Origin of the sequence: Bradyrhizobium sp. in8p8 (assembly GCF_000426845.1) — a bacterium.
GTDB classification, from domain to species: domain Bacteria; phylum Pseudomonadota; class Alphaproteobacteria; order Rhizobiales; family Xanthobacteraceae; genus Bradyrhizobium; species Bradyrhizobium japonicum_C.
In genome coordinates, this window is record NZ_KE384580.1 from 115,589 (window position 1) to 138,962 (window position 23,374).

The 23,374-nt window shown below is 60.3% G+C and carries 24 protein-coding genes and 1 pseudogene; 8 read left to right on the forward strand and 17 right to left on the reverse strand.

All coding sequences use genetic code 11. The features are described from left to right. Positions 1-229: 229 nt before the first annotated feature. Both K408_RS0137245 and K408_RS43095 read right to left on the reverse strand, forming a co-directional pair. Complete coding sequence (locus tag K408_RS0137245; RefSeq protein ID WP_024342317.1) at positions 230-1,129, reverse strand: DUF3991 and toprim domain-containing protein; 900 nt, start codon at positions 1,127-1,129, stop codon at positions 230-232. A 204-nt stretch (positions 1,130-1,333) separates the two neighbouring features. After that, positions 1,334-1,510: a hypothetical protein gene (locus K408_RS43095; RefSeq protein WP_024342318.1), complete on the reverse strand. Its 177-nt coding sequence runs from the start codon at positions 1,508-1,510 to the stop codon at positions 1,334-1,336. 592 nt (positions 1,511-2,102) lie between these two features. On the opposite strand from K408_RS43095, the gene K408_RS43100 reads away from it, so the two are divergent. Beyond that, complete coding sequence (locus K408_RS43100) at positions 2,103-2,258, forward strand: hypothetical protein (protein WP_196232456.1); 156 nt, start codon at positions 2,103-2,105, stop codon at positions 2,256-2,258. 1,378 nt (positions 2,259-3,636) lie between these two features. Here K408_RS43100 and K408_RS0137270 read toward each other — a convergent pair. Genes K408_RS0137270 through K408_RS40160 form a run of 4 tightly spaced genes read right to left on the reverse strand, consistent with a single transcriptional unit; the run spans position 3,637 to position 6,694 of the window. Next, complete coding sequence (locus K408_RS0137270; RefSeq protein WP_024342320.1) at positions 3,637-4,860, reverse strand: baeRF10 domain-containing protein; 1,224 nt, start codon at positions 4,858-4,860, stop codon at positions 3,637-3,639. Further along, positions 4,835-5,080 (reverse strand): sigma factor-like helix-turn-helix DNA-binding protein, encoded by a 246-nt coding sequence (locus K408_RS44535; protein WP_366863943.1) that lies wholly within the window; start codon positions 5,078-5,080, stop codon positions 4,835-4,837. The genes K408_RS0137270 and K408_RS44535 overlap by 26 nt, the downstream gene beginning before the upstream one ends. 6 nt (positions 5,081-5,086) lie before the next feature. After that, positions 5,087-5,545: an RNA polymerase sigma factor gene (locus K408_RS0137275; protein ID WP_024342321.1), complete on the reverse strand. Its 459-nt coding sequence runs from the start codon at positions 5,543-5,545 to the stop codon at positions 5,087-5,089. Between the two features lie 24 nt (positions 5,546-5,569). Further along, positions 5,570-6,694 (reverse strand): glycosyltransferase family 4 protein, encoded by a 1,125-nt coding sequence (locus K408_RS40160; RefSeq protein ID WP_024342322.1) that lies wholly within the window; start codon positions 6,692-6,694, stop codon positions 5,570-5,572. Positions 6,695-7,302: 608 nt separating this feature from the next. Here K408_RS40160 and K408_RS0137290 point away from each other — a divergent pair. Together K408_RS0137290 and K408_RS0137295 are read left to right on the forward strand one after the other, a co-directional pair. Further along, complete coding sequence (locus K408_RS0137290; RefSeq protein WP_024342323.1) at positions 7,303-7,758, forward strand: Hsp20 family protein; 456 nt, start codon at positions 7,303-7,305, stop codon at positions 7,756-7,758. 80 nt (positions 7,759-7,838) lie between these two features. Further along, the gene (locus tag K408_RS0137295; RefSeq protein WP_024342324.1) at positions 7,839-8,336 is read left to right on the forward strand and encodes an Hsp20/alpha crystallin family protein; all 498 of its coding nucleotides are present in this window, start codon (positions 7,839-7,841) and stop codon (positions 8,334-8,336) included. A gap of 310 nt (positions 8,337-8,646) precedes the next feature. Here the strand turns inward: K408_RS0137295 and K408_RS0137305 are convergent, their stop codons facing one another. Then, on the reverse strand, positions 8,647-10,335 hold the full coding sequence (locus K408_RS0137305; RefSeq protein WP_029674520.1) for an ATP-binding protein: 1,689 nt from the start codon (positions 10,333-10,335) through the stop codon (positions 8,647-8,649). Then, the gene (locus K408_RS0137310) at positions 10,325-11,836 is read right to left on the reverse strand and encodes an ATPase domain-containing protein (protein WP_024342327.1); all 1,512 of its coding nucleotides are present in this window, start codon (positions 11,834-11,836) and stop codon (positions 10,325-10,327) included. The genes K408_RS0137305 and K408_RS0137310 overlap by 11 nt, the downstream gene beginning before the upstream one ends. A gap of 298 nt (positions 11,837-12,134) precedes the next feature. Between K408_RS0137310 and K408_RS0137315 the strand changes: the two genes are divergently transcribed. Next, positions 12,135-12,779 (forward strand): MarC family protein, encoded by a 645-nt coding sequence (locus K408_RS0137315; protein ID WP_024342328.1) that lies wholly within the window; start codon positions 12,135-12,137, stop codon positions 12,777-12,779. A 268-nt stretch (positions 12,780-13,047) separates the two neighbouring features. On the opposite strand, the gene K408_RS40165 is transcribed toward K408_RS0137315, so the two are convergent. Continuing rightward, positions 13,048-13,230: a hypothetical protein gene (locus K408_RS40165; protein WP_035698935.1), complete on the reverse strand. Its 183-nt coding sequence runs from the start codon at positions 13,228-13,230 to the stop codon at positions 13,048-13,050. Positions 13,231-13,474: 244 nt separating this feature from the next. Between K408_RS40165 and greA the strand changes: the two genes are divergently transcribed. After that, positions 13,475-13,954, forward strand: a complete 480-nt coding sequence (gene greA, locus K408_RS0137330; RefSeq protein WP_024342330.1) for a transcription elongation factor GreA — start codon at positions 13,475-13,477, stop codon at positions 13,952-13,954. Between the two features lie 135 nt (positions 13,955-14,089). Here the strand turns inward: greA and K408_RS0137335 are convergent, their stop codons facing one another. The 6 genes from K408_RS0137335 to groES form a co-directional block, all read right to left on the reverse strand. Further along, a complete protein-coding gene (locus tag K408_RS0137335) occupies positions 14,090-15,181 on the reverse strand; it encodes a trypsin-like peptidase domain-containing protein (protein WP_024342331.1) in 1,092 nt (363 codons plus the stop codon). 133 nt (positions 15,182-15,314) lie between these two features. Further along, positions 15,315-15,647, reverse strand: coding sequence for a hypothetical protein (locus K408_RS0137340; RefSeq protein WP_024342332.1), 333 nt, complete (start codon positions 15,645-15,647; stop codon positions 15,315-15,317). A 174-nt stretch (positions 15,648-15,821) separates the two neighbouring features. After that, entirely contained in the window at positions 15,822-16,280 is a 459-nt protein-coding gene (locus tag K408_RS0137345; protein WP_024342333.1) for an Hsp20 family protein, read from the reverse strand. Between the two features lie 519 nt (positions 16,281-16,799). Then, the gene (locus K408_RS40170) at positions 16,800-17,129 is read right to left on the reverse strand and encodes a hypothetical protein (protein WP_024342335.1); all 330 of its coding nucleotides are present in this window, start codon (positions 17,127-17,129) and stop codon (positions 16,800-16,802) included. Between the two features lie 188 nt (positions 17,130-17,317). Then, positions 17,318-18,940, reverse strand: a complete 1,623-nt coding sequence (gene groL / locus K408_RS0137360; RefSeq protein ID WP_024342336.1) for a chaperonin GroEL — start codon at positions 18,938-18,940, stop codon at positions 17,318-17,320. A 36-nt stretch (positions 18,941-18,976) separates the two neighbouring features. Further along, entirely contained in the window at positions 18,977-19,291 is a 315-nt protein-coding gene (groES, locus tag K408_RS0137365) for a co-chaperone GroES (protein WP_024342337.1), read from the reverse strand. 276 nt (positions 19,292-19,567) lie between these two features. Between groES and K408_RS0137370 the strand changes: the two genes are divergently transcribed. Beyond that, a complete protein-coding gene (locus K408_RS0137370; RefSeq protein WP_024342338.1) occupies positions 19,568-19,798 on the forward strand; it encodes a hypothetical protein in 231 nt (76 codons plus the stop codon). Between the two features lie 39 nt (positions 19,799-19,837). Here the strand turns inward: K408_RS0137370 and rpoH are convergent, their stop codons facing one another. Then, complete coding sequence (rpoH, locus tag K408_RS0137375; RefSeq protein WP_029674525.1) at positions 19,838-20,731, reverse strand: RNA polymerase sigma factor RpoH; 894 nt, start codon at positions 20,729-20,731, stop codon at positions 19,838-19,840. Positions 20,732-21,456: 725 nt separating this feature from the next. Here rpoH and K408_RS0137380 point away from each other — a divergent pair. Further along, positions 21,457-21,909, forward strand: a complete 453-nt coding sequence (locus tag K408_RS0137380) for an Hsp20 family protein (protein ID WP_024342340.1) — start codon at positions 21,457-21,459, stop codon at positions 21,907-21,909. Positions 21,910-22,048: 139 nt separating this feature from the next. After that, complete coding sequence (locus K408_RS0137385) at positions 22,049-22,420, forward strand: hypothetical protein (protein WP_155248720.1); 372 nt, start codon at positions 22,049-22,051, stop codon at positions 22,418-22,420. Positions 22,421-23,042: 622 nt separating this feature from the next. On the opposite strand, the pseudogene K408_RS0137390 reads toward K408_RS0137385, so the two are convergent. After that, a pseudogene (locus K408_RS0137390) lies at positions 23,043-23,252 on the reverse strand (ATP-binding protein); the annotation flags it as partial. Positions 23,253-23,374: the final 122 nt, after the last annotated feature.

Here is a 23,374-nt window from a genome sequence, read left to right on the forward strand (position 1 = left end):
TCGCCCGCCGCATCGAAGGCCCGGCGGGTCAAGGGCCGCGGAACGCGGGCGAAGCTTCACCCTTGACGCGCTGGCCGGGCGTGCGGCAGCGCCTCATTCCCATTTCATCTTCCTTTCTCCTTGCCCGATTTCCTTCTACCGCTCACCGGCAACCATCAGGGCCTCACTCATTCAGCGGCCTTACCGCTGCGCGACCACGGCTGCCTAGCCGGCCCATTCGCAAGCCGCATCAAAGGGTCGCCGTCAGGGCTTTCAGATCCTCATTCCAATCATCGGTGCGTGGCCGTAATCGCGCATATTCCGCACTCGCTTCTCCGGCAATGGCCCGAACGCGATCGGCATACACGTCACCCTGCCGATTGTTGTCGGTCGCTGCCACGAGGCAGACCTTGGCGCGCTTAGCTAGATTGCGGATGGCATGATCTGTCGCCGGGGACCAGCCGCCTCCAGTGCTGATATAAAGCGTATCGGAGCGTCGGACATCGATCGCCGCTAGGCTCATGGCATCGATGGCCGCCTCTGTAATGCAGATCCGCTCGGGCTCGGGCGGCCCGAAGCGGAAAAGTTCTTTCGCGCCCTCAGTGGCGAAGCCGCGCCATTGCGGTCCACGCTCCTCCCACCCCGTGATCGCTCCGGCAGAATCGCTATGGGCGGCCCATATGCTGCCTCGGGGGCCTTCTCGCAACCGATCGAAGGCGATCACCTGCTTCACGATCTCCGCCGGCAGCCCGCGCTCGTCCGTGAGATAGCGCCAGGCTGGCGAGCCCGGGCGCGGCTTAAAGCGATGTTGCCACCGCTCAGTAACGGATCTCGGCCCCTTCGGCCTTGCCGGCCGCTGCCACGCTGGGGCGCTGGGACAGAAACCAACCATATCCGCAACACAGTCATATGCTTCGACGAAACCATCGGCGCCCAGATGTTCGGCGAGCGAAAACACGTCCCCCTTCGCCGGAGACAACGGATCGAACCAGCCGCGGCCTTCGTGGATAACGATGATGATGTTGCTGTCACGCCGATACTTGATCGCGCGTCGGGTGCTTTCCCTGACGTCGACCTTCCAGCCGTCTTTCTCGAGCAGGGCCGCGCAGCCGACCTTTTGGCGCAGCTCTTCGATTTCTCTCTTGTCCATTTATCTGCACCGGTCTCGCGCAAGCGAGTCCGCCCCTTTCTTCTGTTGATCTCTCTTGCTCCCAGCCTTGCGGAGCATCCCCGACCGGCCGCGAAGCCTGCCGAATGCAAGGGCGCGCTGACCAACCGTTAGTCGCCGCGTCATCGGGCGCGGCGAAGCTTCCCTTGCAGCCGGCATGGCGCCAGCGGCAGCCGGTCGCCCGGCTCAATGAGCCGGGCACCAGGGGTCGTATTCGTGAACGACGGCGTCCTGATCGCCGTCGTACTCGCTGGAGACCATCACGCCGAATTCGTTGTCAGCCTGGAACAGAATGACCGGCACCATGAGCGTGCGGGCCAGATCGAAGGCGTGGTTCTGGGCGAGAGTGAGATTGTGCGACATTGAAGGCTCCCGTCTTGCGGCGGGGACCATCCCCGCTCGACAGGCGCCGACGTGTTCGGGGGCGGCCGCGGTCACGTCGAGAGGCGAAGCCGAAGAGGTCGCACGCTTGCGTAGCGAACCCCTTGCGGGTTGATCGTGGAAGGCCGCACCAGAACCAAGGAAGCCCATTCGAGAGTGAGGTTGGTCCTTCACCGGAAGTCGGGTGTGCCAAGAGGCGCATATTTGGTCGCGCGGATAGCCACGGCACCCACCGCTTGCCGCCGCTAGCTTCGGGGCTTCTCGGCCGGGCGCGACCTCGTCGGCGTGCTTCAGGATGGCCATGGTTCTACATCATAGATCCCCTTGGACCGCAGCTTGTGTGACTAGCGACCTTGATGGTAATCCTCTCAGCTGGATCGCGGGCAGCGACGATGGGCCACCCGCCCAGCCGAATACTTTCTCCCCCGGCTGCTCCCAACCGTGTTCCCGTCGCAACGGTTGACGGTCACCATCTTCGCGTCGGCCTAAGTTGGATTTGGAATTATCCTATTTCCGTTCTGGAACGCACTGATCATTTGTTAATTGCCCTGGAGGTACCCCCCGGCGGTCGACGATGTGTGAGAAGTGCAACGAACTGGACAAGAAAATCGAGCATTACAAGGCGATCCAGTCCCGCGTCACTGACCGAACCACACTGGATGGCATAGCCGAGCTGATCGCACAGCTGCTCGCAAGGAAGGCCGATCTTCACCCGGAGACCAAACAGTAAATACGCTGTGGGATAGTGCCTGCAGCTGATCCTTCTACCGTTCATGAGGACGCCTGTGGAACAGCTATAAGAGACCCGAAGACCCGTATGGCGACCTCGTCGCGAGCAAGATCTAGCCTCCGGCGATCTACGCGGCGAGGACTAATTGCGGGTAGCAGAAGCCGAGCGCAACCGCGTCCCCGCCCACTGGACCCGCTGGGGGACGGAAAGTTAACCCGCGCGGATGAAAAGCTGCCACAAACTGCTTGTCACGAGGAAAGGTCAAGACGATCTCTGGCATGAAGGTGTAGGATGGGACTCTCCGATTTTACGAGAGTGGCCCAATCCCTTATAACGAGGTCGCCTTCGCGGAAGTCAGCGCTTTCGGTTGCTCTCAGCTCCTGCAGGGTGCGATGGACGGTGGCGATCCCCATTCCCCACGCTTACGCCCAATTCGCCCATACTGGCTGAAAGATCATTGTCATGTTGTCAGTTAGCTTGGCCTGCCGCGCCCGATAGAAAAGCTCGCAGAGCCGACGGGCCATCCGTGCAAGTTTTTGACCTCGCGCCTTCGCGGGAATATCCGAGCGAGACTGGACGCCATTCTGGAGCAGAGGTGCAGTGGCCTGGTTCATGGTGGAGATCATAGCACACGCAGATACGTCGCAGAGAGGCTCGCCGAAGTTGCTAGCCATGAGATGACGCACCTCAAAGAACTAACCATCGTTGCTCGCCGTGCGCCACTTAGAGTTGGCTAACCGAAAGGCGGTCTGAGAGTACGATCTATCGGCGGGGTCCAGCTTCCGTAGTCGAGTGCATTGAAGGCTGGGGGGTGGAAGATCGGGTAAGTACGGGCTGCCGCTGAAGGGCGGCAGAATTCATCGCCAGCATGTTTGCGGAACTGCCAGCTCGCGGAGCCGCGATAATTGGCCCTGTCGATGCCATATCGAACGCCTTAGCTCTGGCTCATCGGAGGCGTCTGGATGCAGCGATTCTGGGCATCTTAGTACACGGTGGATTTGTCCTATCCTTTGGCCGAGATACTCTGGGCCCGCGACATTCCAGTATTTGCAACGAGCTTGCCCGGTAGAATCGCTGTCACAGCCTTGGCGAGGTGTGAAACCCTTTCAGCCGGACGATTTTCGGCCCGATCGCAGGCAGTCGGGGACGGCACGGCCTTTACCGCCTTGGCGCCTTCGTGGCGGCCCGGGGCAGCCTGCGATTGGGTCGAGCGCGCACCAAATATCTGGTTGTCGCTCCTTCGGACGCAAGTGGTCGAGACCGATCCGGGACCGGACTTGCCTATCGCTTGCAATTTTGCATGCCAATGCAGCTGCGGGGCCGAGGCCGCTTTTCGAGAACCGATGTCGCGGAAGAAGGCGACCCGCGGCCCGCCTCTTTAGTATCGCAACAAGGCTTGCAGCGGCGATTTCTCGCAAAGAGCTGAACGGCACGTCGGATCGCGGACGAAGTGGACCTGCGCTCTGCGCTCAAGCGCCTGCTGGAGCGCCGCCTCAAAGAGATCATCGACCGCCTCGAGAGAGGCCTCGCCGCAAACAGGACACTTGGAAAGCTGTGCGTCTTCGAACAAACTCCCGCAGTGACCGCATTGCGAGCCAGCAGAAGCGTAGCTGTCATCGACGACCAAGGTGAGAACTCGTCCCTCGCTCAGACAGTCTAACGTCTCCTGCGTTCCCGTTGAGACCGCCCCTGGATTCGCTTCGCGCAACCGGTCGACAAGCTCGCGCTCCTCTCGGGCTTTGAGCTGATCTTGTATCGCGGCGGCCACAGCACCGATTTCGGCGGACGACGCATGTACGCTGGCCTCGAACGCCGCAAGGCGGGAAAGGGAATCCTTGGACAGATGATCGCGGAACGCCGCGCTCATGTCGGGAGGCGCACAGAGCAAAATATGAGACGTTTCGAACTCCCGGCCTATGATCTCCGCCATCGAAGCCAAGGCCTTTGCTTCGTCCTTCATGAGTTGGATCGCCAGCGCATCGCGGCGGTCGCGCGGGACGCGATCCGTCAGCATGCCCCGAATGCGCTGCCCCTTGACGCGGTAGATCTCTTCGATGGTGCCGAGATGGCTGACGAAAAAGCGGCTCTGCTCCCGCGAAAGGACCGCAAGTAGCATTCGGTCGCTGCCGCCCCAGGTGCGCAACAGAGGTCGCAGGTAGGGCCGGGGGCCGATGTGGATACTGTCCGGCAGCGGAATCGGCAGCGTGATCTGCCGCCAGATCCCGCGTTCGCGGCAAGCGAAGAATGCAGCGCCACGACCGAGCTCGGGCAATTGGTGATCCAGCGCGCCCTGGATATCCTCGATGTCGGCATTGACGCTGGCCCGAGCGGCCTGATCAGACGTCTGAGAGATCCTGTGGCTGAGGGCCGACAGGGCCGACTGCCAGGCGCGCCCGACGCGCCGTTCCGGGGTCAGCTGTAGATAGAGGCTGACGACTGGCGCGCCCGCCGTGTCGAGCGCAGCGAGAGCGCGGAAATGCTCGGGAGAGAGCAAGCGATAGGAGTGCTCTTGCATCCGCGCGCGAACGTTCTGAACGATCCGGTCCCGCAACTCGGGAGTGAGAGCGTGATGCGCGTCAATGGCGAGGCTGAGAGCCTTCATTTGCAGTCCTCCTCATCAGTTCAGCCAAGCGGGCTTGCCCCTCTCGCCAGAGCTGCGACAGGCTTTCCCGCGAAATTCGCAAACCAACTGCAATTTCGGTAAAGCTGAGGCGGTGGACATGACGCATTACCAGCACCTGGCGAGCAATGGGGGATAGACCCGGAATATTTTGGTCGAATACTCCCGCGGCGGGCTCCAGATCGGACTCAGCACACAGAATGTCCTCCTACCGCACCACCTCGTCTGGTTGAAACCATTCGTAGAAGCCTTCGTCATCGTCGTAGATCGGCGGCTCCGGCGCACGCGCCTCCAACGAAACCGAAACGAGACGCCGCAGCAGTTGCTCCTGCCGGACGATGCGCATCAGCACGCGGAACTGGAGCCCGAGCAGCCATGCACGAAGACCGAGGGCTTGCGGACGGGTTCGGCGGTCTCGCCATGCCCGCAGCAGGGTCTCGCCAACGAGTTCCTCCGCAGACAGATCGCCGTCGCGCAGATCGCCGAGGGCAACCTGATATCGGATGTCCCGCTCAGCGGCAGCGAACAGCTCGTCCAGGTGAGCGCTGATCAAAACCTGGAAGGCGTCCCGATCGCCGTCCAGGCAACGCGCCCATGCCGTGCTGTTTTCCAACGTACCAGACGCAGGGCCGGATATACTGGCGTCCGAGACATCGATGGGCGTCATGGTTATGTCCCGTATTGGGCCTCCTCAATTGGCTTCGTTTTGAAACCCAGTTTCCGCCTGAGCATGCAATCGTGCGATCGAATGTCCCGCGAGGCTCTGCAGGTGACGCTCGGGTGCAGGGCGCTTTCGCAGCTGCTTCCGGTAAAGCTTGACGTATTCGGCAGCCATACGGGTGGCGGAGAAGCGCTCCTCGAAACGGGCGCGCACCGCCTTGCGGTCCAGCGCCAGAAGAGACGGCATGGCCTGCACGGCCTCTTCGACGCTTTCGACGATGCGTCCGGTGATCCCGTTCTCGACGATCTCGGCGACCGATCCTCCGCGGAAGGCCAGGACCGGCGTGCCGCATGCCATGGCCTCGATCATGACGAGACCAAAGGGTTCCGGCCAATCGATCGGAAACAGCAGTGCTGCCGCGTTGCCCAGAAATTCGGTCTTTTCGCTCTCGTTGATCTCGCCGATGAATTCCACCCCTGGACCGTCGAGCAGCGGCGCAATGGTGTCGCGGAAGTAGGCCTCGTCGGCACTGTCGACCTTCGCGGCAATTTTCAACGGCAGTCCTGCTGCTCGCGCAATCGCCATGGCGCGGTCAGGTCGCTTCTCCGGCGAAATTCGTCCGAGGAAAGCTAGATAGCCACCGGCCGCCTGGAGAGTTGGTTTGTGCAGATCGAGCGGCAGTCCGTGGTAGACGGTTGCAACGAAATTGGCCCGCGGCAGCGGCGCGCGTTGCGAGTTGGAAATCGAGACCAGGGGCATCTCGGGGAAATGGGCGTAGAACGGCATGTGATCGGGCAGGTCTTGGCGTCCATGCAGGGTCGTTAAGGTCCGTCCGGCCTGGGTTCGGAACAGTGGGAAGTGCAAGTAGTCGACGTGGAAGTGAAGCACGTCGAACTCCTCGGCGCGCTCGCGGACCTTGTCCAGCAGCAGCATCTGGTGCGGAATCGAATTTCTGACATCCGCATCGAGCCGGAGGGCCTGCTTCGTGCAGGGGACGAGTTCGGCGGATGTGATGGAGTCCCCGCTCGCGAACAGAGTGACCTTGTGTCCTTGGCTGACCAGCTCCTCCGTCAGGTAGTGCACGACCCGTTCGGTCCCGCCATAAAGCCGGGGCGGCACGCTCTCGAATAGCGGAGCAATCTGCGCGATCTTCATTCGGTCCTCCGTGCATCCCGTCGGGTAAATTTCTTTTCAAGCATCAGGTCGGCCGGCTTTGCCAGACGGCTGAGCCGACGCTTGGCGGCGCTTGGCGGCGCTTGGCGGCGCTTGGCGGCGCTTGGCGGCGCCATGAACCTCGGAAGGAGCCCGTCGTTCCGGCGGCGCGGCCGTGGAGCGGTCCCCTGGTCGTGCTCGCCAAGTGCCGGACCTGTCGGGAGAGCCGATGTTGACGCCGAGCGCGGCAAAGCACGGCGGATCACTCGCCGGAAAGGATTCCAGAAGCGCCGTTTCGATGACATCGTCGAGGACTGCTGCCATGGTCTCTCTCTTCGGCCAAGTACGACTGGAGAGGCGGCGGAGGCGCAGCAGGATGATAGGAAACAATCTTCGCCTCGGCCACTCTCGCCGAAAAACATGGGTGCGGCATCGCCGTTTTCGCAAGATGCCGGCAGGACTTGAAACGATTGAGGTCACTTCTAACTTGGTGGGTGAAAGCGCGAGCCATCGCGCGGCATCACCGGGCGCCTAACGCAGGGCCCGGTTAGCGGGCGCCCGGCAGGTGTCCGAAGCGCCCAGAACCATGTTGCTCAATGGAGGATATGGCTATGAACACGCTTGATCTTGCTCCCCTATGGCGATCGACCGTTGGTTTCGATCGTGTGTTCGACCTTCTCGAGGACTCCGGCCGATGGACCGGCGGGGACAACTATCCCCCCTATGACATCGAACGTGTCGGCGAGGATCACTACCAAATCTCGCTGGCGCTTGCGGGCTTCACGCCGGACGAGGTCTCCATCACGGCCGAGCAGAACTTGCTGACCATTGAAGGTCGCAAGGCCGAGAAGGGCGGCCACCAGTATCTCTATCAAGGCATCTCTTCACGACCGTTCCGGCGCGTCTTCAATCTCGCCGAGTACGTGCAGGTGAAGGGCGCCTCGTTCGAGAATGGCATGCTCAAGATCGATCTGGTGCGGGAGATTCCGGAAGCCATGAAACCCCGCCAGATTGCGATCAGCGCAGGTGGCGACCACCAGCAAGTTGAGAACAAGCAAGCGGCCTAGCACCGCCTGCTCGCAGTCGGAGTTCGCGGCATGGCCCCACCGCGTCGCGAGCCTTTGGAAACAACGAAAGGAGAAACGCTATGGCTATCACTGATCTGATCCCCTGGAGCCGTGGTCGTGATCTGACCACCCGTCGCTCCGAAAACTACAATCCGGTTCTTACCCTGCATCGGGAAATGAACAGGCTGTTCGACGATGTCTTCCGCGGCTTCGATGTCGCGCCATTCGGCAGCAGCTTCTTCGAGCAGTCGATGAATTGGCCGAGCATCGAGGTCAATGAGAGCGACAAGGACGTCAAGGTCACGGCAGAGTTGCCGGGCCTCGAGGAGAAAGACGTCCAGGTCGAACTCGTCAACGGCGTTCTCGCGATCAAGGGAGAGAAGAAAACCGAAACGGAAGACAAGGATCGAAAGTTCAGCGAGCGCTACTATGGCCGGTTTGAACGGCGCATTCCGGTCGACGACGTGGATCAGGACAAGATCTCTGCCGCGTTCAAGAACGGGGTGCTGACGGTCACCATGCCAAAGCTGCCGCAAGCTGAATCGAAGGTCAAGCGGATTGCGATCAATTCCAAATGAGTGCAGATCGACGGGAGCGGGTCTCCGCTCCCGTTTTGCTTTTGAAACAGCAAAAATGACGGGGATGTGTGCCCGCCATGGACACAAAGCGGAAAGGCAGTTTTGCAGGCGCTGCGGATGTCGTCGCGCACGCTGAGACCGCGGTCCAGCACATTAAGAAACTTAAAGTGGCTTGCGCGAACGGCGACAAGAGCGCGGCCCGCAGGTCATTGCGGCAGGCGATCAGCGAGCTGGAGTTGGCACGCGCAATCGTGCGGACCGGTATCGACTGAAGCCGAATGGAACGAGATTTTGGATCGCTACGGCCGTCTCAAGCGGAGTGTTGGCTGGTCTTTGCGCGCAGCATCCCTTCCAGTTTGGCGGAGAGCTCCCGCGAGGAGAACGGCTTGCTTAGTAGCATGCTGCCGTTGATGCGCTTACCGGTCTCTTCGATGAGATCTGGGTACCCGCTGCAGTACACCACTGGAAGGCTGGGCTGCCTTCGTTGAAGCTCGAGTCCCACGTCCAGTCCCGAGACGCCAGGCATTGCGAGATCGACGATGGCCAAATCGATGGCTTGATCTGAGAGGGTCGCCAACGCGGCGTCCAAATTGCCAGCCGCGATAGCCTGGTAACCAAGATCGTCAAGCATGCTCCGGGTCGTTTCGAGCACGCCGGCATTGTCGTCCACGACAAGGATGTGCTCTCTTTCCCCCCGGGGTGGGGTATCTAGTCGGCGGTCGTCGCCTCCGACCACAACGTCGGTTGATCGTGGCAAGAGGATTCGCACCACCGTTCCTCGACCAAGCTCGCTTTCGATTTTGGCAGTCCCGCCGGACTGGCGGGCAAACCCGTAGACCTGGGACAATCCAAGTCCAGTTCCCTTTCCAGGTTCCTTGGTGGTGAAGAACGGATCGAAGGCTCGTGCCAAAACATTCGGAGGCATTCCAGTGCCAGTGTCCTTGACTGCAATCGAGACATATTCACCTGGCTTGAGGTCGGCTCGCAGATCTTCCGGGACAGCATGGAGGACGCTTGTCTCGATCGTAAGAAGGCCACCCTCCGGCATTGCGTCTCGCGCATTAATCGCAAGATTGAGCAACATCAGCTCAAGTTGAGTCGCATCAACCAGTGCAGGCCAAAGATCCTTTTGCGTGACGACGTCGACCCGTATGGAGGCTCCAAGGGTTCTGGACAGCATCTCTGCGACTGTGTCCACCAGCTGGTTGACGTCGACGGGCTCCGGCGCGAGACGCTGTTTGCGGGAGAATGTCAGCAACTGTCCGACCAGCTTGGCGCCGCGCTGCGCGCCGTGCATCGCATTGCGGACATATCGTTGAATGCGCTCGTCCTCGACCCGCCGGGCGATCAGCTCGAGATTCCCAATGATAGCCATCAGAAGATTGTTGAAATCGTGAGCAATGCCACCGGTGAGTTGCCCCACTGCCTCCATTTTCTGTGCCTGGCGGAGCGCCACTTCGGTTCGCTCTCGTTCCACCATCTCCTCTCTCAACCGCTTGTTCGCTTCGGAGAGCTGGGCGGTCCGCTCTTCCACGCGCCGCTCCAGCGTTTCAGCCATCTGCTTCAACTCCCCGAGGTACTTTTCGGCCTGCCGCTGGCGCCCTCGGCCACGCGCGGCTGCCAATACTGCGCTCCTGAGAGAGGTCGCGGCCAATGGTCGCTCGAGGACTGTAACGTGACCAAGCAGCTCAATCAGCTCCGTGAGAGCCGCACCATTTTGGCCCGTCCTTAGCGTCAGCAATACGAAGGGAAAATCCGACCAAGGTGGCTGATTGGCGATCCATTGAGCCAATGCGCCACGATGATCGTGAACTAGCGCTTCCTCGGCAATAACCGCCGCGGCGGCATCATTCAGATTGCCCACCAACTCCGAAAGGCTCGATTGCTGCAACGCGCGGATGCCGACGTCACGCAGTGCGGAGCAGACGACGCGGGCATCACGACCGAATGGCGCCAATACGAGCACCGGCCCATCCGGGCTTGCACTATTATTGTCCATTGCTCCCCGTCGCAAGGAGCGCGCCGTGCTGGCCTGTATAGACGGGAGAACCCGATAAGACCCCTTGGAACTCCGCCAAAGGAGGACCCACGCGGATGCCGCGGTTATCGAGCCGGTACTCTCGGATTTCGTCCTCGTGGCGTCCGGTGCGCTTCTTCAGGACCGAGATCGCGCGACGGATCTTTCCGGCCGCCTCAAAGAAGCGCAACAGCAGGACCGTGTCGCTAAGATAGGTGAGATCGACACTGGATTGCATCGAACCGACCAGCCCGTGCTGGGCAAGCGTCAAGATCGTCACGACTCCGCGGTGATTTAGATAGGTCAGCATTTCATGCATCAGCAGCAGCATGAACTGCTCCGCGGGCATGGCATTCTGATAGCCGCTCAAGCTGTCCAGGACCACAACCCTTACATTGTCGGTCTCGACGCGTCGGCGCACCATTCCCGTGAGCTCTCCCGGCGACAGTTCGGCGGGGTCGACCTGCTCGAGCAGGAGCTGTCCTGATGCGATCGGCTGATCCAAATGCCAGCCCATGCCGGCCGAGCGCTTCATCAGGATCGCCTTGGTCTCGTCGAATGTCACGAAGAGAGCGCGTTCGCGTTGGCCAAGCGCCGCCGTGACGAACTGCATCGCGATTGACGATTTTCCGGATCCGGACGGCCCCATGAACAGGGTGCTGGTGCCGCGGTCGAGGCCGCGCCCGAGCAACTGGTCCAACTCGCCGATGCCGCTCAGAAGCGGCTCGGCCTCCGGCGCGCCATCCACATGCTCGGACGCGATCAGTCGTGGAAACAGCACCAGGCCGCCCTTGCGAATGACGAAGTCATGAAAGCCGCCCCGGAAGCTGCGGCCACGCATCTTGAAAATGCGCAGCCTGCGGCGTTCGGCGCCGTATTGCAGCGCATTATGTTCGAGCCGGATGACGCCGTGGGCGAGGCTGTGCAGATTGAGATCGTCGGCCTCGTCGGTCAAGTCGTCCAGAAGCAGCGCGGTGCAGCCCTCCTGGGCAAAGAAATGCTTCAGGGCGATGACCTGCCGACGGTAGCGCAGCGGGTTCTGCGCCAGGAGCCGGATTTCGGAGAGGCTGTCAAAAACCACTCGCGCCGGCGCGACCCGCTTGACCTCGTCGAAGGTCATCTTCGTGGTTTCCCCGAGCTCGAGGTCGGACGCGTAAACGACCGTCTGCTGCTGCTTGGGGTCGAGGCTGAGTTCAGCCGGGACGAGTTCGAAGATCTCGATCCCATCAAGATTCCAGCCGTGGGTTTCGGCCACTTGCCGTAGCTCGTCCTTGCTCTCGGACAGGGTGATGTAGAGGCAGCGCTCGCCCTTGGATGCGCCGTCGAGGAGAAACTGCAGCGCGAGCGTTGTCTTTCCGGTTCCCGGCTGGCCCTCGATCAAATGCACGCGGTGCGACGCGTATCCGCCATCGAGGATGCCGTCAAAGCCGCCGATACCGGTGGAGATCGCTTGGGTTTTGATGCTGCGTTCAGGAATGTTCATTTGTCTTCCGATTGGCCACGCGCATGACGGCAAGCAGACTTTGCTCCGCCTGACCGCCATGGTTCGGGTGTGATAATCTTGATTTCGCGAAGACAGGGCCAAGGCCCTTGAGCAGGCACCGTGGCTGCAAACATCTTCCTAATGTCTAATTTCGTACGAATTTCCGGTGTTCTGTCAAGCGGCTGGAGCTGCAGCGGGCTAGAACCCGGATCGGAAGTTGGCATTACCCGGCTCCCCGCAAAGACGGTTGAGCAGAACAGCCGCTCGGCGGGGCAGAACAAAGGAAAACCTGAAGACTGTGGCTTGGAATCAGTTTGTCGGCACCACGATCCTCCTCTACGCGCTGACGAACCCGGTCGGCGCCATCCCGGTCTTTTTGGCGATGACGGGGCGAGCCGGTTCGCTGAAGACTCATCGGATAATCGTTTTGGCCTGTACAACGGTAGCCATCTTCTTTGTTGGCTCTGCAATGTTCGGCAAGGAAATCCTGGCGTTTTTTAATGTGGGCCTCAATGATTTCCGTATTGCGGGCGGGCTGCTCGTCTTGGTGATCGCGTTCGAAATGTTTCAAGCTCAATATGGAAAGTTCATTCCTCGCGCTGACGAAACGAAATTTAGCGAGGTCGACATACATGGTCTTGCCATCACGCCTTTTGCGTTTCCTTTGCTTGTGGGACCGGCCGAACTGAGCATCATGATCACTCTGTCGAACGACAATCCCGGATGGCTTGGAAAGGCATTCTTGGCATCGGCGGCCGTCCTCGCCACAGTACTGATCGGCCTGACATTGTGGATGGCTGCTGCGATTGAGCGCTTCCTGGGACGAACCGGCATCAACGTTATGACACGCGTGATGGCGCTCATCATTGCGGCGATCGCCGTGAATTTTATCATGACCGTAATAAAAAGCGAGTTGCCCGGCCTGGTGAACCGAACCATCTAAGCTAGTAAGCTAGGCCGCCGAGTTGAACTGAGTTCTCCTGGACCGCTCATCCGCGGCGCGCTTTGCCGCGACCGCCATCCAGTCTCGAAGCAATCCTCTGGCCTCTTTCGAAAAGGCTGCCCGGCGTTTGAGATCGTCAAGAGTCTCTCCGGGATGACATCGCTCGAAATCCTGCCGGATCAACGATTCGAGGTATGCCGCGTCCTCTTGAGCGGCACTGCCCAGGTCAGAATAGGAACGCGTCGACATGGACGTCATGCCACAGTGCTCACAGCCGATCAGGGCTATCAACTGCGTCCAGCTCGGCATCAATCTTTTCAAGAATACGCTCGATCTGCTCGCGCTCCCTTGGGCCAGGATCCTCCTCTAGGCGGCTGATCAGGTGCTGCTTTTGCGTCAGAAGCATTGCAATACTCGTCATCGGCGGCGTGAGTTCGGGATGCTGGTACATTGCTCGGCACCTATTCTTCGTTGTCGCGATACAACCAAGTAGACGCTGAGCGCTCGACTGGCGAGCGCGCCGTCATCCACTCTGAATACCCGCTAAACTCTCGATCGGACGACCAGTTCCTCGGGTGCGGCCTCGGTACATCGGCTCCGAAGGTGTGGTGCTCTGGAACAACGATGGTTCAGGGCAGTTTCCCAACCCGGGACCGGCCTCGGCTCAGTGCCGTCCGAAGAAGCCAGCTAATTCCATGCCAAGCCTACCTATGACTGCGGCGGGCTACGCCGCTCTTCAGGCCGAACTAAACGACCGCATCAGGACCAAGCGGCCGCAACTTGCCGAGCGCATTCAGCAAGCGATCACCGACGATCCCAATCTCATCGAGAACTCTGAATACCAGGCGGCGCTGACCGAGCAAGGCCTTAACGAGGCTCGCATAGTCGAGCTGGAGGCCAGGCTTGCGCGTGCAGAAATCATCGATGTATCCAAGCTCTCCGGCGAAAACATCAAGTTCGGCGCGACGGTCACGCTCAGGGATCAGGATACGGGCGAGAAACGAACTTGCCAGATTGTTGGCGAGCCGGAAGCCGATCCTGCCAGAGGCAAGATTTCGGTGAGTTCACCGATCGCGCGGGCATTGATTGGCAAGTCGAAGGGCGCGCTCGTGGCTGTAGAGACGCCCGGAGGAGATAAGAGTTACAGGATTGAGGACGTCACGTGGCTGCCATAGGGGCCACAGAACCTTCTCGTTTGGTCGCTGGTTGGGGAGGAAGCTCTCGCGGGGTTGGGGATTAAAACGCGCTGCTCCGCCTGAGCGCATCTCGCTCAGCTGCTTTGTACTGCCGTGAGCCTTGCGGTCCTGCACCTAGCGCAAGCGAGTAGACGCGCTACTCGTTTCCGCTGCCGGGGCGACTCTGACGATCACCGAATTCGTGGATTCGCCGCGCACTAGCGTAAGCTTCACGTCCTGGCCGACACGCGCAAGACCGATCCTATTACGAAGTTGCGAGGCCGTGCGGATCGGACGACCGTCCGCCATAATGACGATGTCACCTTTCCGCAAGCCGGCCTTCTCAGCGGGAGAATCCGGCGACACCTCCGCGATGACCGCACCTTCATGGCGACCTTTATTGGTCGATGGTTGGAGGTCGCGCAGTGAGACGCCGATGCGTCCGCGCTCGACGCGTCCCTTGTCTACAATCTGGTCCATGACCAGCCGCGCCATGTTTGCGGGAATGGCGAAGCCAATTCCGACGTTGCCGCCACCAGGTGAAATGATAGCCGAGTTGATGCCGACCAACTCGCCACGAAGATTGACCAATGCGCCGCCGGAATTGCCCGGATTGATCGCAGCATCGGTCTGGATGAAGTCCTCGTAACCTTCTTTACTCAAGCCTGTGCGACCCAGCGCACTCACGAGGCCGGAGGTGACCGTCTGGCCGAGACCAAAGGGATTGCCAATGGCAAGCACGAAATCTCCCACTTCAAGCGCGTCACTGTCGCCGAAGGGAAGCCCTTGAAGGCCGACAGGGTTCTGGATCTGCAGTACAGCGACGTCGGTAGGAGGATCGCGTCCGACTACTTTGGCAGGAAGCTGGAGGCCGTCCTTGGTCGTAATCTGAACCAAAGACGCGCCCTGTACAACATGATTGTTGGTCAACACATAGCCGCGGTTCGCATCGACGATGACTCCCGAACCCGTCGAATTGACCTCCTTCTCGACCTGCTTGGGAATGTCGAAAAATTCGCGGAAGAAAGGATCGCGATAAAGCGGATTGTCCTCGCGCACACGACCGTGCACGGAAATGTTGACCACGGCCGGCGTCACCTGCCGAACCACTGGGGCCAACGTTGGAATAGAGCTGCCCGTCTTCAGGTCCGGTACCTGGGCCGCAGCCGGAGATGCGGATAAGGCCAAAATAAGAAGCCTCGCCAATATCACTCGCCCAGTTGACATTTCGATCACCGTTGCATGCTCGTGAAAGGACCAAGTGGAGGCAGAATCGCTCGTTGCAATGCGATAATCGGAATTGCCCAAGCCGCTGCGGCGTGGCCCAGCAGAACGATGCCCAAAACGGCTTCCGTTACTATCACAGTGACCTCCACCGCGCGGCGGCGGCCCAAGGCCGCCGCAACCGCATGGGAACGCCGCCGCCACGGGGCGGATCGTCATCGCCGCCGCCATCGAGCTGGCGCAACGCTGCTAGTATGTCGCTCAACCGTACCGAATTGCCGGTGCCGGGTATCTCCCGCAAATCGGGGCAGGACTCGACCGCGTACATGTCGGACGCCCATGAAGACAGGATGATTCGCTTCTCAGGGATCGAGAGATCCTTGTCATTCAGGACTTCCACCGGCGAACTGTAGTGAGCGGCGGGGTGGAAGAATGGATGCATGCCACCGCCAATGTTGACGTTCGTCATGAGTGCCTCCCTATCACTCCTTTCTAAAGGGATGGTGCTTGCGTTATGAGCGGCGGCGCGGCATGCGTCGCCACCCGCGTTTCGTATTCGTGCGCAATCACGTCTGCCGCGAGATCACTCCGAGAAAGTGTGACTTAGCTCAAGGTCACAACTCAGCATCCGTGTCGGGCCATTCTACGCTGCCTTCTTCTGTTCAATTTGAGAAGAAGAGGCCTCTCCGCTTCCGATCTGGATCTTGCGTGGTCTCATGGCTTCCGGAATCTCTCGAACGAGATCCACGATCAAGAGGCCATCCTGGAAGATCGCCTGCTTCACCTGCACGTAGTCGGCGAGGCTGAAGACCCTCCGGAACGGTCGCGCCGGGATACCCTGGTACAGATACTCGCGTGCAGCACCATCGGACTTCTTGCCTTCGATCGTGAGAGCATTCTGCTCGGCCGTCACGGAGACGTCGTCGACGCCAAAGCCGGCCACGGCCAGCGTGATTCGATAGTGATCTTCACCGGACCGCTCGATATTGTACGGAGGATAGTTGTCCTCGGTCGGCTGGCGCGACATGCCGTCGACAAGGTCAGCCAGATGGTCGAAGCCGACGGTGTTGCGCCAAAGTGGCGTAAAATCAGGTGTCCTCATAGCCAAGTCCTCCAAAGAGCAATATGGATACGAAGCTAAGGCAGGACGGGAGTTTCGGCTGGAGTCGAAGACGCCCAGTCCAGCGCCTCGTGCCGAGCCCGGCCTGGCGCTCGACACACCGCAGTCGCGGTCGAGAATCGAACTAGAACCGACACGCGTGAGTTCAAGAGGCGATACGTACTTTTTCTGACAGAAGCTGCTTAGCCACTACGCGGCGAAGCGATCCAGGAGCGCGCCCTGGCGTAGATCGTCTATCGCTCGCCGCTCTCGCTCAATTCGGGATTGATAAAGCTGGCGCTCTTCCTCACTCGTCGCGGTCTTAAGAAGGCGCTCGTAGTGACCGATCACCTTCTGGCTGCCCCGGATGAGAAAGTCGCGGACGCCAGGCGCGATAGCTGTGCTTGAGGCTGCGTCGGACCCTCCGCGGGCGGAATGCCTCGCCGAATTTAGTCCGGACATGATCGTCGCTCGCTCTTGATGCATTGCAGCGGGAGCGGCCGGAGGGTCGCTCCCTGACGTTCAGCTTGTTGCCGCCACTCCGGCCGGACGGGGTGTCGGCTGCGGCCAGATTCCCATCGGCGCAGTGGCCGGCGGCAGCAAAATGTCGATCTTCATCTTTGCTGCCTCAGGCTGCCATTTCATCCACGGCATTGTATCAAGATAAGGGATCGGCGGCAGTGGCAGGCCGGTGAAAGCACTCTGCGTCGTCTCGGCTCCGCGCGGGCTGTCCATGCCGTAGGCACCAAAGGCGGTCATGGAAATTGCGCTGCCAATCGCGAGCGCCGGCAGGTGTCGCAGCAGGTTGTGTTTGGTCTCCGTTCGGGCGGAGAACGTATGATGATGGCTCATCTATACTCCTCCAATCGTTCGACAACAGACCCAGGCGAGAGTGAGAAAGCTCAGGGAAAACATGAACCAATGGGTCGCGTCCTGTTTCATCCTGAGCCGACGATGATCAGACCTGTTCATGCGAGACTCCTCTTTGATTCTCTCCTCGTATCGGCAGAGCCCGGCCGTCCTCGGCCGGACTCTAACGTTTAGAAGTCCATGGCGGGAGCTGCCGGAGCAGGTTCTGCCTTCTTCGGCTTCTCGGCCACGAGCGCCTCGGTGGTGATCAGCAGCGAAGCCACGGACGCGGCGTCCTGCAAGGCGGTGCGGACGACCTTGGCGGGATCGATCACACCGGCTTTCACCAGGTCCTCGTACTCGCCGGTCGCCGCGTTGAAGCCCCAGTTATAGTTCTGGTGCTCCAGAAGCTTGCCGACAATCAGTGAGCCATCCTCGCCGGCGTTCTGCACGATCTGCCGAGTCGGCACCTGGATGGCGCGGCGAACGATCTCGATACCGGCCTTCTGGTCCGCGTTCGCGGTCTTGATGGCCTCGAGCGCTTTGAGCGAACGCAGAAGGGCAACGCCGCCGCCGGGAAGAATGCCTTCCTCCACCGCCGCGCGAGTCGCGTGCATCGCGTCGTCGACCCGCTCCTTGCGCTCCTTGACTTCAACCTCCGTCGCACCGCCCACGCGGATCACCGCAACGCCTCCGGCAAGTTTCGCCAGCCGCTCCTGCAGTTTTTCGCGATCATAGTCGGAGGTGGTTTCCTCGATCTGAAGCCTGATTTGCTGGGCGCGCGCCTCGATATCTTTCTTGGCGCCCGCGCCGCCGACAATGGTGGTGTTGTCCTTGTCGATGACCACTTTCTTGGCCCGGCCAAGCATCTTCACTGTGACCTTTTCCAGCTTGATGCCGAGGTCCTCGCTGATAACATTGCCGCCGGTCAGGATCGCGATGTCCTCCAGCATGGCCTTGCGACGGTCGCCGAAGCCCGGCGCCTTGACGGCCGCGACCTTCAGTCCGCCTCGTAGCCTGTTGACGACTAATGTCGCAAGCGCTTCGCCTTCGATATCCTCCGCGATGATCAGGAGCGGCTGACCGGACTGAACGACCTGCTCCAGAAGCGGCAGCATAGTCTGCAAGCCGGACAGCTTCTTCTCGTGAATCAAGACGTAGGGATCCTCGAGTTCGACGCGCATCTTCTCGGGATTCGTGACGAAATATGGCGAGATGTAGCCGCGGTCGAACTGCATACCCTCGACCACTTCGAGCTCCGTATGCAGGCTCTTGGCCTCCTCGACGGTTATCACGCCCTCATTGCCGACCTTGTTCATGGCGTCGGCGAGGAAGCGGCCGATTTCGGTGTCGCCGTTGGCGGAGATTGTGCCCACCTGGGCGATCTCATCGTTGGAGGTGATTTTCTTGGCGTGTGATTTCAGATCGGACACGACAGCGTCGACAGCCAGATCGATGCCACGCTTCAGGTCCATGGGATTCATGCCGGCGGCGACTGATTTTGTGCCTTCTTTGAAGATGGCCTGAGCGAGCACGGTAGCCGTGGTGGTGCCGTCGCCCGCAAGATCATTCGTCTTCGACGCGACTTCGCGCACCATCTGTGCGCCCATGTTCTCGAACTTGTCTTCCAGTTCGATCTCTTTGGCGACGGTCACGCCATCTTTGGTGATGCGCGGCGCACCAAACGATTTTTCGATGACGACGTTGCGTCCTTTCGGACCGAGTGTGACCTTCACCGCGTTTGCCAGTGTATCGACGCCCCGCAGCATGCGCTCTCGGGCCTCAGTTGCAAATTTCACGTCCTTGGCAGCCATTTCTTGAGTCTCCTTTCCGCTATGACTGTCAGCGCGCTACGCTGCCTTCTGGACCGTGTCTGTTTTCTCGATGACACCCAGAAGGTCGCTTTCCTTCATGATCAGGAATTCCTCGCCGTTGATCTTGACTTCGGTGCCAGACCACTTTCCGAACAGGACACGGTCGCCTGGCTTGACGTCGAGTTGAACGAGCTGGCCCTGTTCGTTGCGTGCGCCGGGCCCGGTGGCGACAATCTCGCCCTGTTGCGGCTTCTCCTTCGCGGTGTCTGGAATGATGATGCCGCCGGCGGTCTTCTCTTCGGCGTCGAGACGTCGCACGAGCACGCGATCGTGCAAGGGACGGAAATGCATGCACATCCTCCTTGGCTAGGTCAGCGATGTCCACAGAACCGGGTCCATAGCGGCCCCCGGCGAAAATCCACCTAGGAGCGAGGGTTCTACTTTCAAGTGGAAGTGAGCAAATTTTCTGCCCCAAATCTGCTCATCGATAGCGCCCGCGGCTCGAAGCTTCATCGGCCTCGGAATCGCTCGCCGCGCAGTTGAAAACTTAGATCATCAAACCGAGATGTTGCTCGGCCGCGGAGCAACGCAGCACATGGAGCATCGTCGAAAGGAGGGTGATCAGAGATGCGGACCTTGATGGTATTCGCTGCTTTACTCGGCATGATGGTTTCGCTGCAGGCGAAGGAAGCGGAATCGCTGCGAGCGTTGCGAGGCTCGGGCGCCGCCGTTAAGCAAATCGTGAGCAATCAAAGCTCACAGCCGCCTGGCAAGCTCGCAAGAACAAGGGCCGATGCCCGCAAGGACCGTGAATTCTCAGCGGAAGCCATTGTGCCTGACATCTGCACCGGCTGCTGATCTATCGATCGGCAGCCGGTCAGCGGTTGTGTGATCCTCCTAGTATGCCCCTGCTGATGCAGTCTGAAGATCGGGGAGACGAGCGCAGATCATCGCCTTGATACGCTTCAAGGCACGCTGCTCGATCTGGCGAACTCGCTCGCGAGAGATCCCGAACCTGGCAGCAAGATCGTCCAGTGTTCTTTGCTCTTCTGCCATGTAGCGCGCTTCGACGATGGTGCGTTCTCGCGGCGAAAGCGCGCTTAAGGCTTCCGAGAGTGCGGCCTTGCGCTGTTCACGGTCTCCGGTCTCCACGAGCAGGGTTTCAGGATCAGGCGACGAATCGGCGAGCCTGTCCTGCCATTGTTCGCCTTCTTCGTCACTGAGCTGAACGTTCAGCGTCATGTCGCCACGGATCCGCCCATTCATCTCGACGACGTCGGCTTCCTTGACCTGAAGGTGCTCAGAGATCTGTTTGATCTGTTCCGCCGAAAGCTCGCCGTCCTCCGGAGCACCCAAACGCGCCTTCAACTTTCGAAGGTTGAAGAACAGCTTTTTTTGTGCGGCCGTCGTGCCGAGCTTCACCAGTGACCAGGACCGCAGGACGAATTCCTGCACGGATGCCTTGATCCACCACGTGGCATAGGTGGCAAGGCGAAATCCCTTTTCAGGGTCGAACCGCTTGACCGCCAGCATCAATCCGACATTGGCTTCCGAGATAAGGTCGGCAATCGGCAAACCGTACCGCCGGTACTTCAGCGCGATTTTGGCAGCCAGCCGTAGATGGCTCGTCACCAAACGGTAGGCAGCTTCGCGATCGCCAAAATCCCGAAGACGCCTCGCGTACATCGCTTCTTCCGACGCATCGAGCAGCGGAAAGTTACGGATCTGTTGCAGATACCGGGACAACCCGGCTTCCGAATGGATGGCAGGGAGGGCTGAGGCAATTGACATGACTTGCCCTCCCTTCAGGCGCCAGAGCTGTTCTTGAGTTTGAAGGGAAGGCGCGACCGCGCGAGCCCACCGAGGCAAGTGAGACCGGCAGACCGCGAAGTGAAGAGACCGGTGGCTTTCATATCCAAATCCTCCATGGAGCAAGATGGTACGAGCCGCCGCGTTGCCCGGCTTAGCTGGGCCCAGAAGGCGCCCAGCGAAACTCAGGCCGGCGGCGCCGAAAGAACTGCGAAGCCAACGGGTTGTTCCATGTTCTGGCTAGCCCATTGGTCGGAAAATCTCGGTCAATTCGGACGACCTGTCGAACCGCCGCCATCCCCCGGACGAATGGACGGTCCCAAAACGGTGGGCTTGCCATCGTGCCCGCGGTCACCTGCTCGATTGAGGTGGAGCGCAAATCCGCTTGTCCCAGGCCTCTCAACCCGGGCGCGGAGCCGCATACTCAGGGATCAGGTCATCCCCGCCATTTTGTCGCCGATACGGCATGGGCTGGTGGTGGCAAGCGACCGCATGCGCATCCGCGGACCGTCGGCAACGCCTTCGAAGCCTCTTATCGAGGTGGCTCACGATACGAAGGGCCTTGAAACCGGCCAAGCCCGTTCTAATTCCAAGAGTGCAGCGCGCGGCGATGCGCTGCTCCGGGTGCCTCTGAGGACCCGGTGATCGGGCGCCAGCTACGGTGTCCGTGCGCTCGTAACCATGTTGCTCGAAAGGAGGATGTGGCTATGACCACCTTTGACTTCAGTCCGCTGTGGCGATCGACAGTTGGATTCGACCGCGTATTCGATCTTCTCGAAGATTCCGCCCAATGGACCGGCGACAACTACCCGTCCTACAACATTGAGCGGAGCGATGAGGACCACTATCAGATCTCGCTCGCTCTGGCCGGCTTCTCGCCTGATGAGGTGACGATCACGGCTGAGCAGAACGTACTGACGATCGAAGGCCGTAAGGCGGACAAGGGTGCCCATCAGTTCCTGTACCAGGGTATCTCGTCCCGCCCGTTCCGTCGGCAGTTCAACCTGGCCGAATATGTGCAGGTGAAGGGCGCTTCCTTCGTGGACGGCATGCTCAAGATCGAGCTGGTGCGCGAGGTTCCCGAAGCGATAAAGCCGCGCCAGATTCCCATCCAGGCCGGCAACGACAATCAGAAGCTCGAGCACAAGCAGACGGCTTAAGTCTTGGCCGAATCGCTCCCGTCGCGCGGCCTGCGCCGCGCACGGGAGCATTGTCCGCATTTCAGCCGATAGTCGCTTCGTCTCTCCGCTAGGGAGGAACTCCGGCTGGCCCGGATCGAGACTTGATCAGAGAGCCACAGTGAAGGCCATGGAAAGAGCAGTTCCTATCGATCTTGAGCAGATTAAACGTAAACTGCTTGCTGCGTTCGAGCGCCACGGCAGCGATGGCAGGGCTATCACATTGCAGAGTCTGGAAGTTAGCGTCGGAACGCACGCAGCCGCGAAGGAGTTCAGGCTCGCGCTGAAGGATCTCATCCACCGTGGACTAGTGAGGCGCGCGGGTGAAGACCCCATTCCCGGCTCTGCGATCGCCTTTCGGCTTGTCGCGCCGGTGATGCGGGAACGCGAGGGTAAGACCGTGGACCAATCCGTATTTAACGCGACACCTTCGGGTTCTGCGGAGCAGACCCAACCACCGCGACGACACCGAGCCAGCATGCCCGCCTGCTAGGCGAGCTTTGCTGTGGCAAAACTTCGATCACAGATGGCAGACGTTTTCTCTCGCTTAAGGGATATGACAGAAAATGGACGACTATAGCGACATTGTAACAGCAAGCCTTCCGCTCCTATCTGCCGGAATCATGCTGGTTGCTGGCCAGATCTACCTCGAAAACTACCCCACTCGTCCGAGCCAGCCATCGCAACAGGAGGGACAGCCAGCCCTCATCTCTCGAGCGCCGTCATCTACCGGCTGGCCGATCGAGCCGCCCCGAGCTCACAAGCGGCGCGCGAGCTGAGTGCGCGAGGGCGCAACATTGCTGCTCAGCGACCGCAGACTGTCCTTCGGCATCTTCGCCCCAACAACACACTCGGTCACCTCGCCAAGGCCAACCTCGTCCAGCCATCGAGTTTCATTCCCGGAAGCACCGTGTCGGGCACTAAGAAGGCCCGGCGGAAACCGGGCCTTCTTCTCGTCACCAGGCGTACCAGTAGGGATCAACCGGCGGATAGTAGCGGACTACCCGATATGGGCGGCCGTAGTAGTAGGGCGGACCGTAGACCGGTCCATAATTGTCAAACGCCATCCGGAACTGCCCCCTTTGCGTCATGAAGAACTGCCCCCACCATCGGGATTATGATCTCGGTTGAAGGTTGTTTCCGCCGGTGACGGGCCGGAGGGAGGCGGAGCCGACTGGAGGGCCGTCACCGGCGGTCGGCGTCTTTATAAGGCCGCTCTTGCGCTTGGCGCGGAGCCGGTAGCTGTCGCCGCGGATCGTCAGCACGTGACTGTGGTGGAGGAGCCGATCGAGGATCGCGGTGGCGACCACGGGATCACCGAACACGACAGAGTGCCCCTATTTTGGAACGGGTCGTGCCTCACGTCACGATCACCGACCCGCATCATTTTCTATTTGGGCGCCGACTTGAGGTGCTGAAGGAGCGGTCGGGGCGCGGTCCTGCCTAC

Coding starts and splice junctions, on each gene's coding strand:
- K408_RS0137245 (WP_024342317.1), bottom strand. CDS start 1,129: ATGGACAAGAGAGAAATCGAAGAGCTGCGCCAAAAGGTCGGCTGCGCG.
- K408_RS43095 (WP_024342318.1), bottom strand. CDS start 1,510: ATGTCGCACAATCTCACTCTCGCCCAGAACCACGCCTTCGATCTGGCC.
- K408_RS43100 (WP_196232456.1), top strand. CDS start 2,103: ATGTGTGAGAAGTGCAACGAACTGGACAAGAAAATCGAGCATTACAAG.
- K408_RS0137270 (WP_024342320.1), bottom strand. CDS start 4,860: ATGAAGGCTCTCAGCCTCGCCATTGACGCGCATCACGCTCTCACTCCC.
- K408_RS0137275 (WP_024342321.1), bottom strand. CDS start 5,545: ATGACGCCCATCGATGTCTCGGACGCCAGTATATCCGGCCCTGCGTCT.
- K408_RS40160 (WP_024342322.1), bottom strand. CDS start 6,694: ATGAAGATCGCGCAGATTGCTCCGCTATTCGAGAGCGTGCCGCCCCGG.
- K408_RS0137290 (WP_024342323.1), top strand. CDS start 7,303: ATGAACACGCTTGATCTTGCTCCCCTATGGCGATCGACCGTTGGTTTC.
- K408_RS0137295 (WP_024342324.1), top strand. CDS start 7,839: ATGGCTATCACTGATCTGATCCCCTGGAGCCGTGGTCGTGATCTGACC.
- K408_RS0137305 (WP_029674520.1), bottom strand. CDS start 10,335: ATGGACAATAATAGTGCAAGCCCGGATGGGCCGGTGCTCGTATTGGCG.
- K408_RS0137310 (WP_024342327.1), bottom strand. CDS start 11,836: ATGAACATTCCTGAACGCAGCATCAAAACCCAAGCGATCTCCACCGGT.
- K408_RS40165 (WP_035698935.1), bottom strand. CDS start 13,230: ATGTACCAGCATCCCGAACTCACGCCGCCGATGACGAGTATTGCAATG.
- greA (WP_024342330.1), top strand. CDS start 13,475: ATGCCAAGCCTACCTATGACTGCGGCGGGCTACGCCGCTCTTCAGGCC.
- K408_RS0137335 (WP_024342331.1), bottom strand. CDS start 15,181: ATGTCAACTGGGCGAGTGATATTGGCGAGGCTTCTTATTTTGGCCTTA.
- K408_RS0137340 (WP_024342332.1), bottom strand. CDS start 15,647: ATGACGAACGTCAACATTGGCGGTGGCATGCATCCATTCTTCCACCCC.
- K408_RS0137345 (WP_024342333.1), bottom strand. CDS start 16,280: ATGAGGACACCTGATTTTACGCCACTTTGGCGCAACACCGTCGGCTTC.
- K408_RS40170 (WP_024342335.1), bottom strand. CDS start 17,129: ATGAGCCATCATCATACGTTCTCCGCCCGAACGGAGACCAAACACAAC.
- groL (WP_024342336.1), bottom strand. CDS start 18,940: ATGGCTGCCAAGGACGTGAAATTTGCAACTGAGGCCCGAGAGCGCATG.
- groES (WP_024342337.1), bottom strand. CDS start 19,291: ATGCATTTCCGTCCCTTGCACGATCGCGTGCTCGTGCGACGTCTCGAC.
- K408_RS0137370 (WP_024342338.1), top strand. CDS start 19,568: ATGCGGACCTTGATGGTATTCGCTGCTTTACTCGGCATGATGGTTTCG.
- rpoH (WP_029674525.1), bottom strand. CDS start 20,731: ATGTCAATTGCCTCAGCCCTCCCTGCCATCCATTCGGAAGCCGGGTTG.
- K408_RS0137380 (WP_024342340.1), top strand. CDS start 21,457: ATGACCACCTTTGACTTCAGTCCGCTGTGGCGATCGACAGTTGGATTC.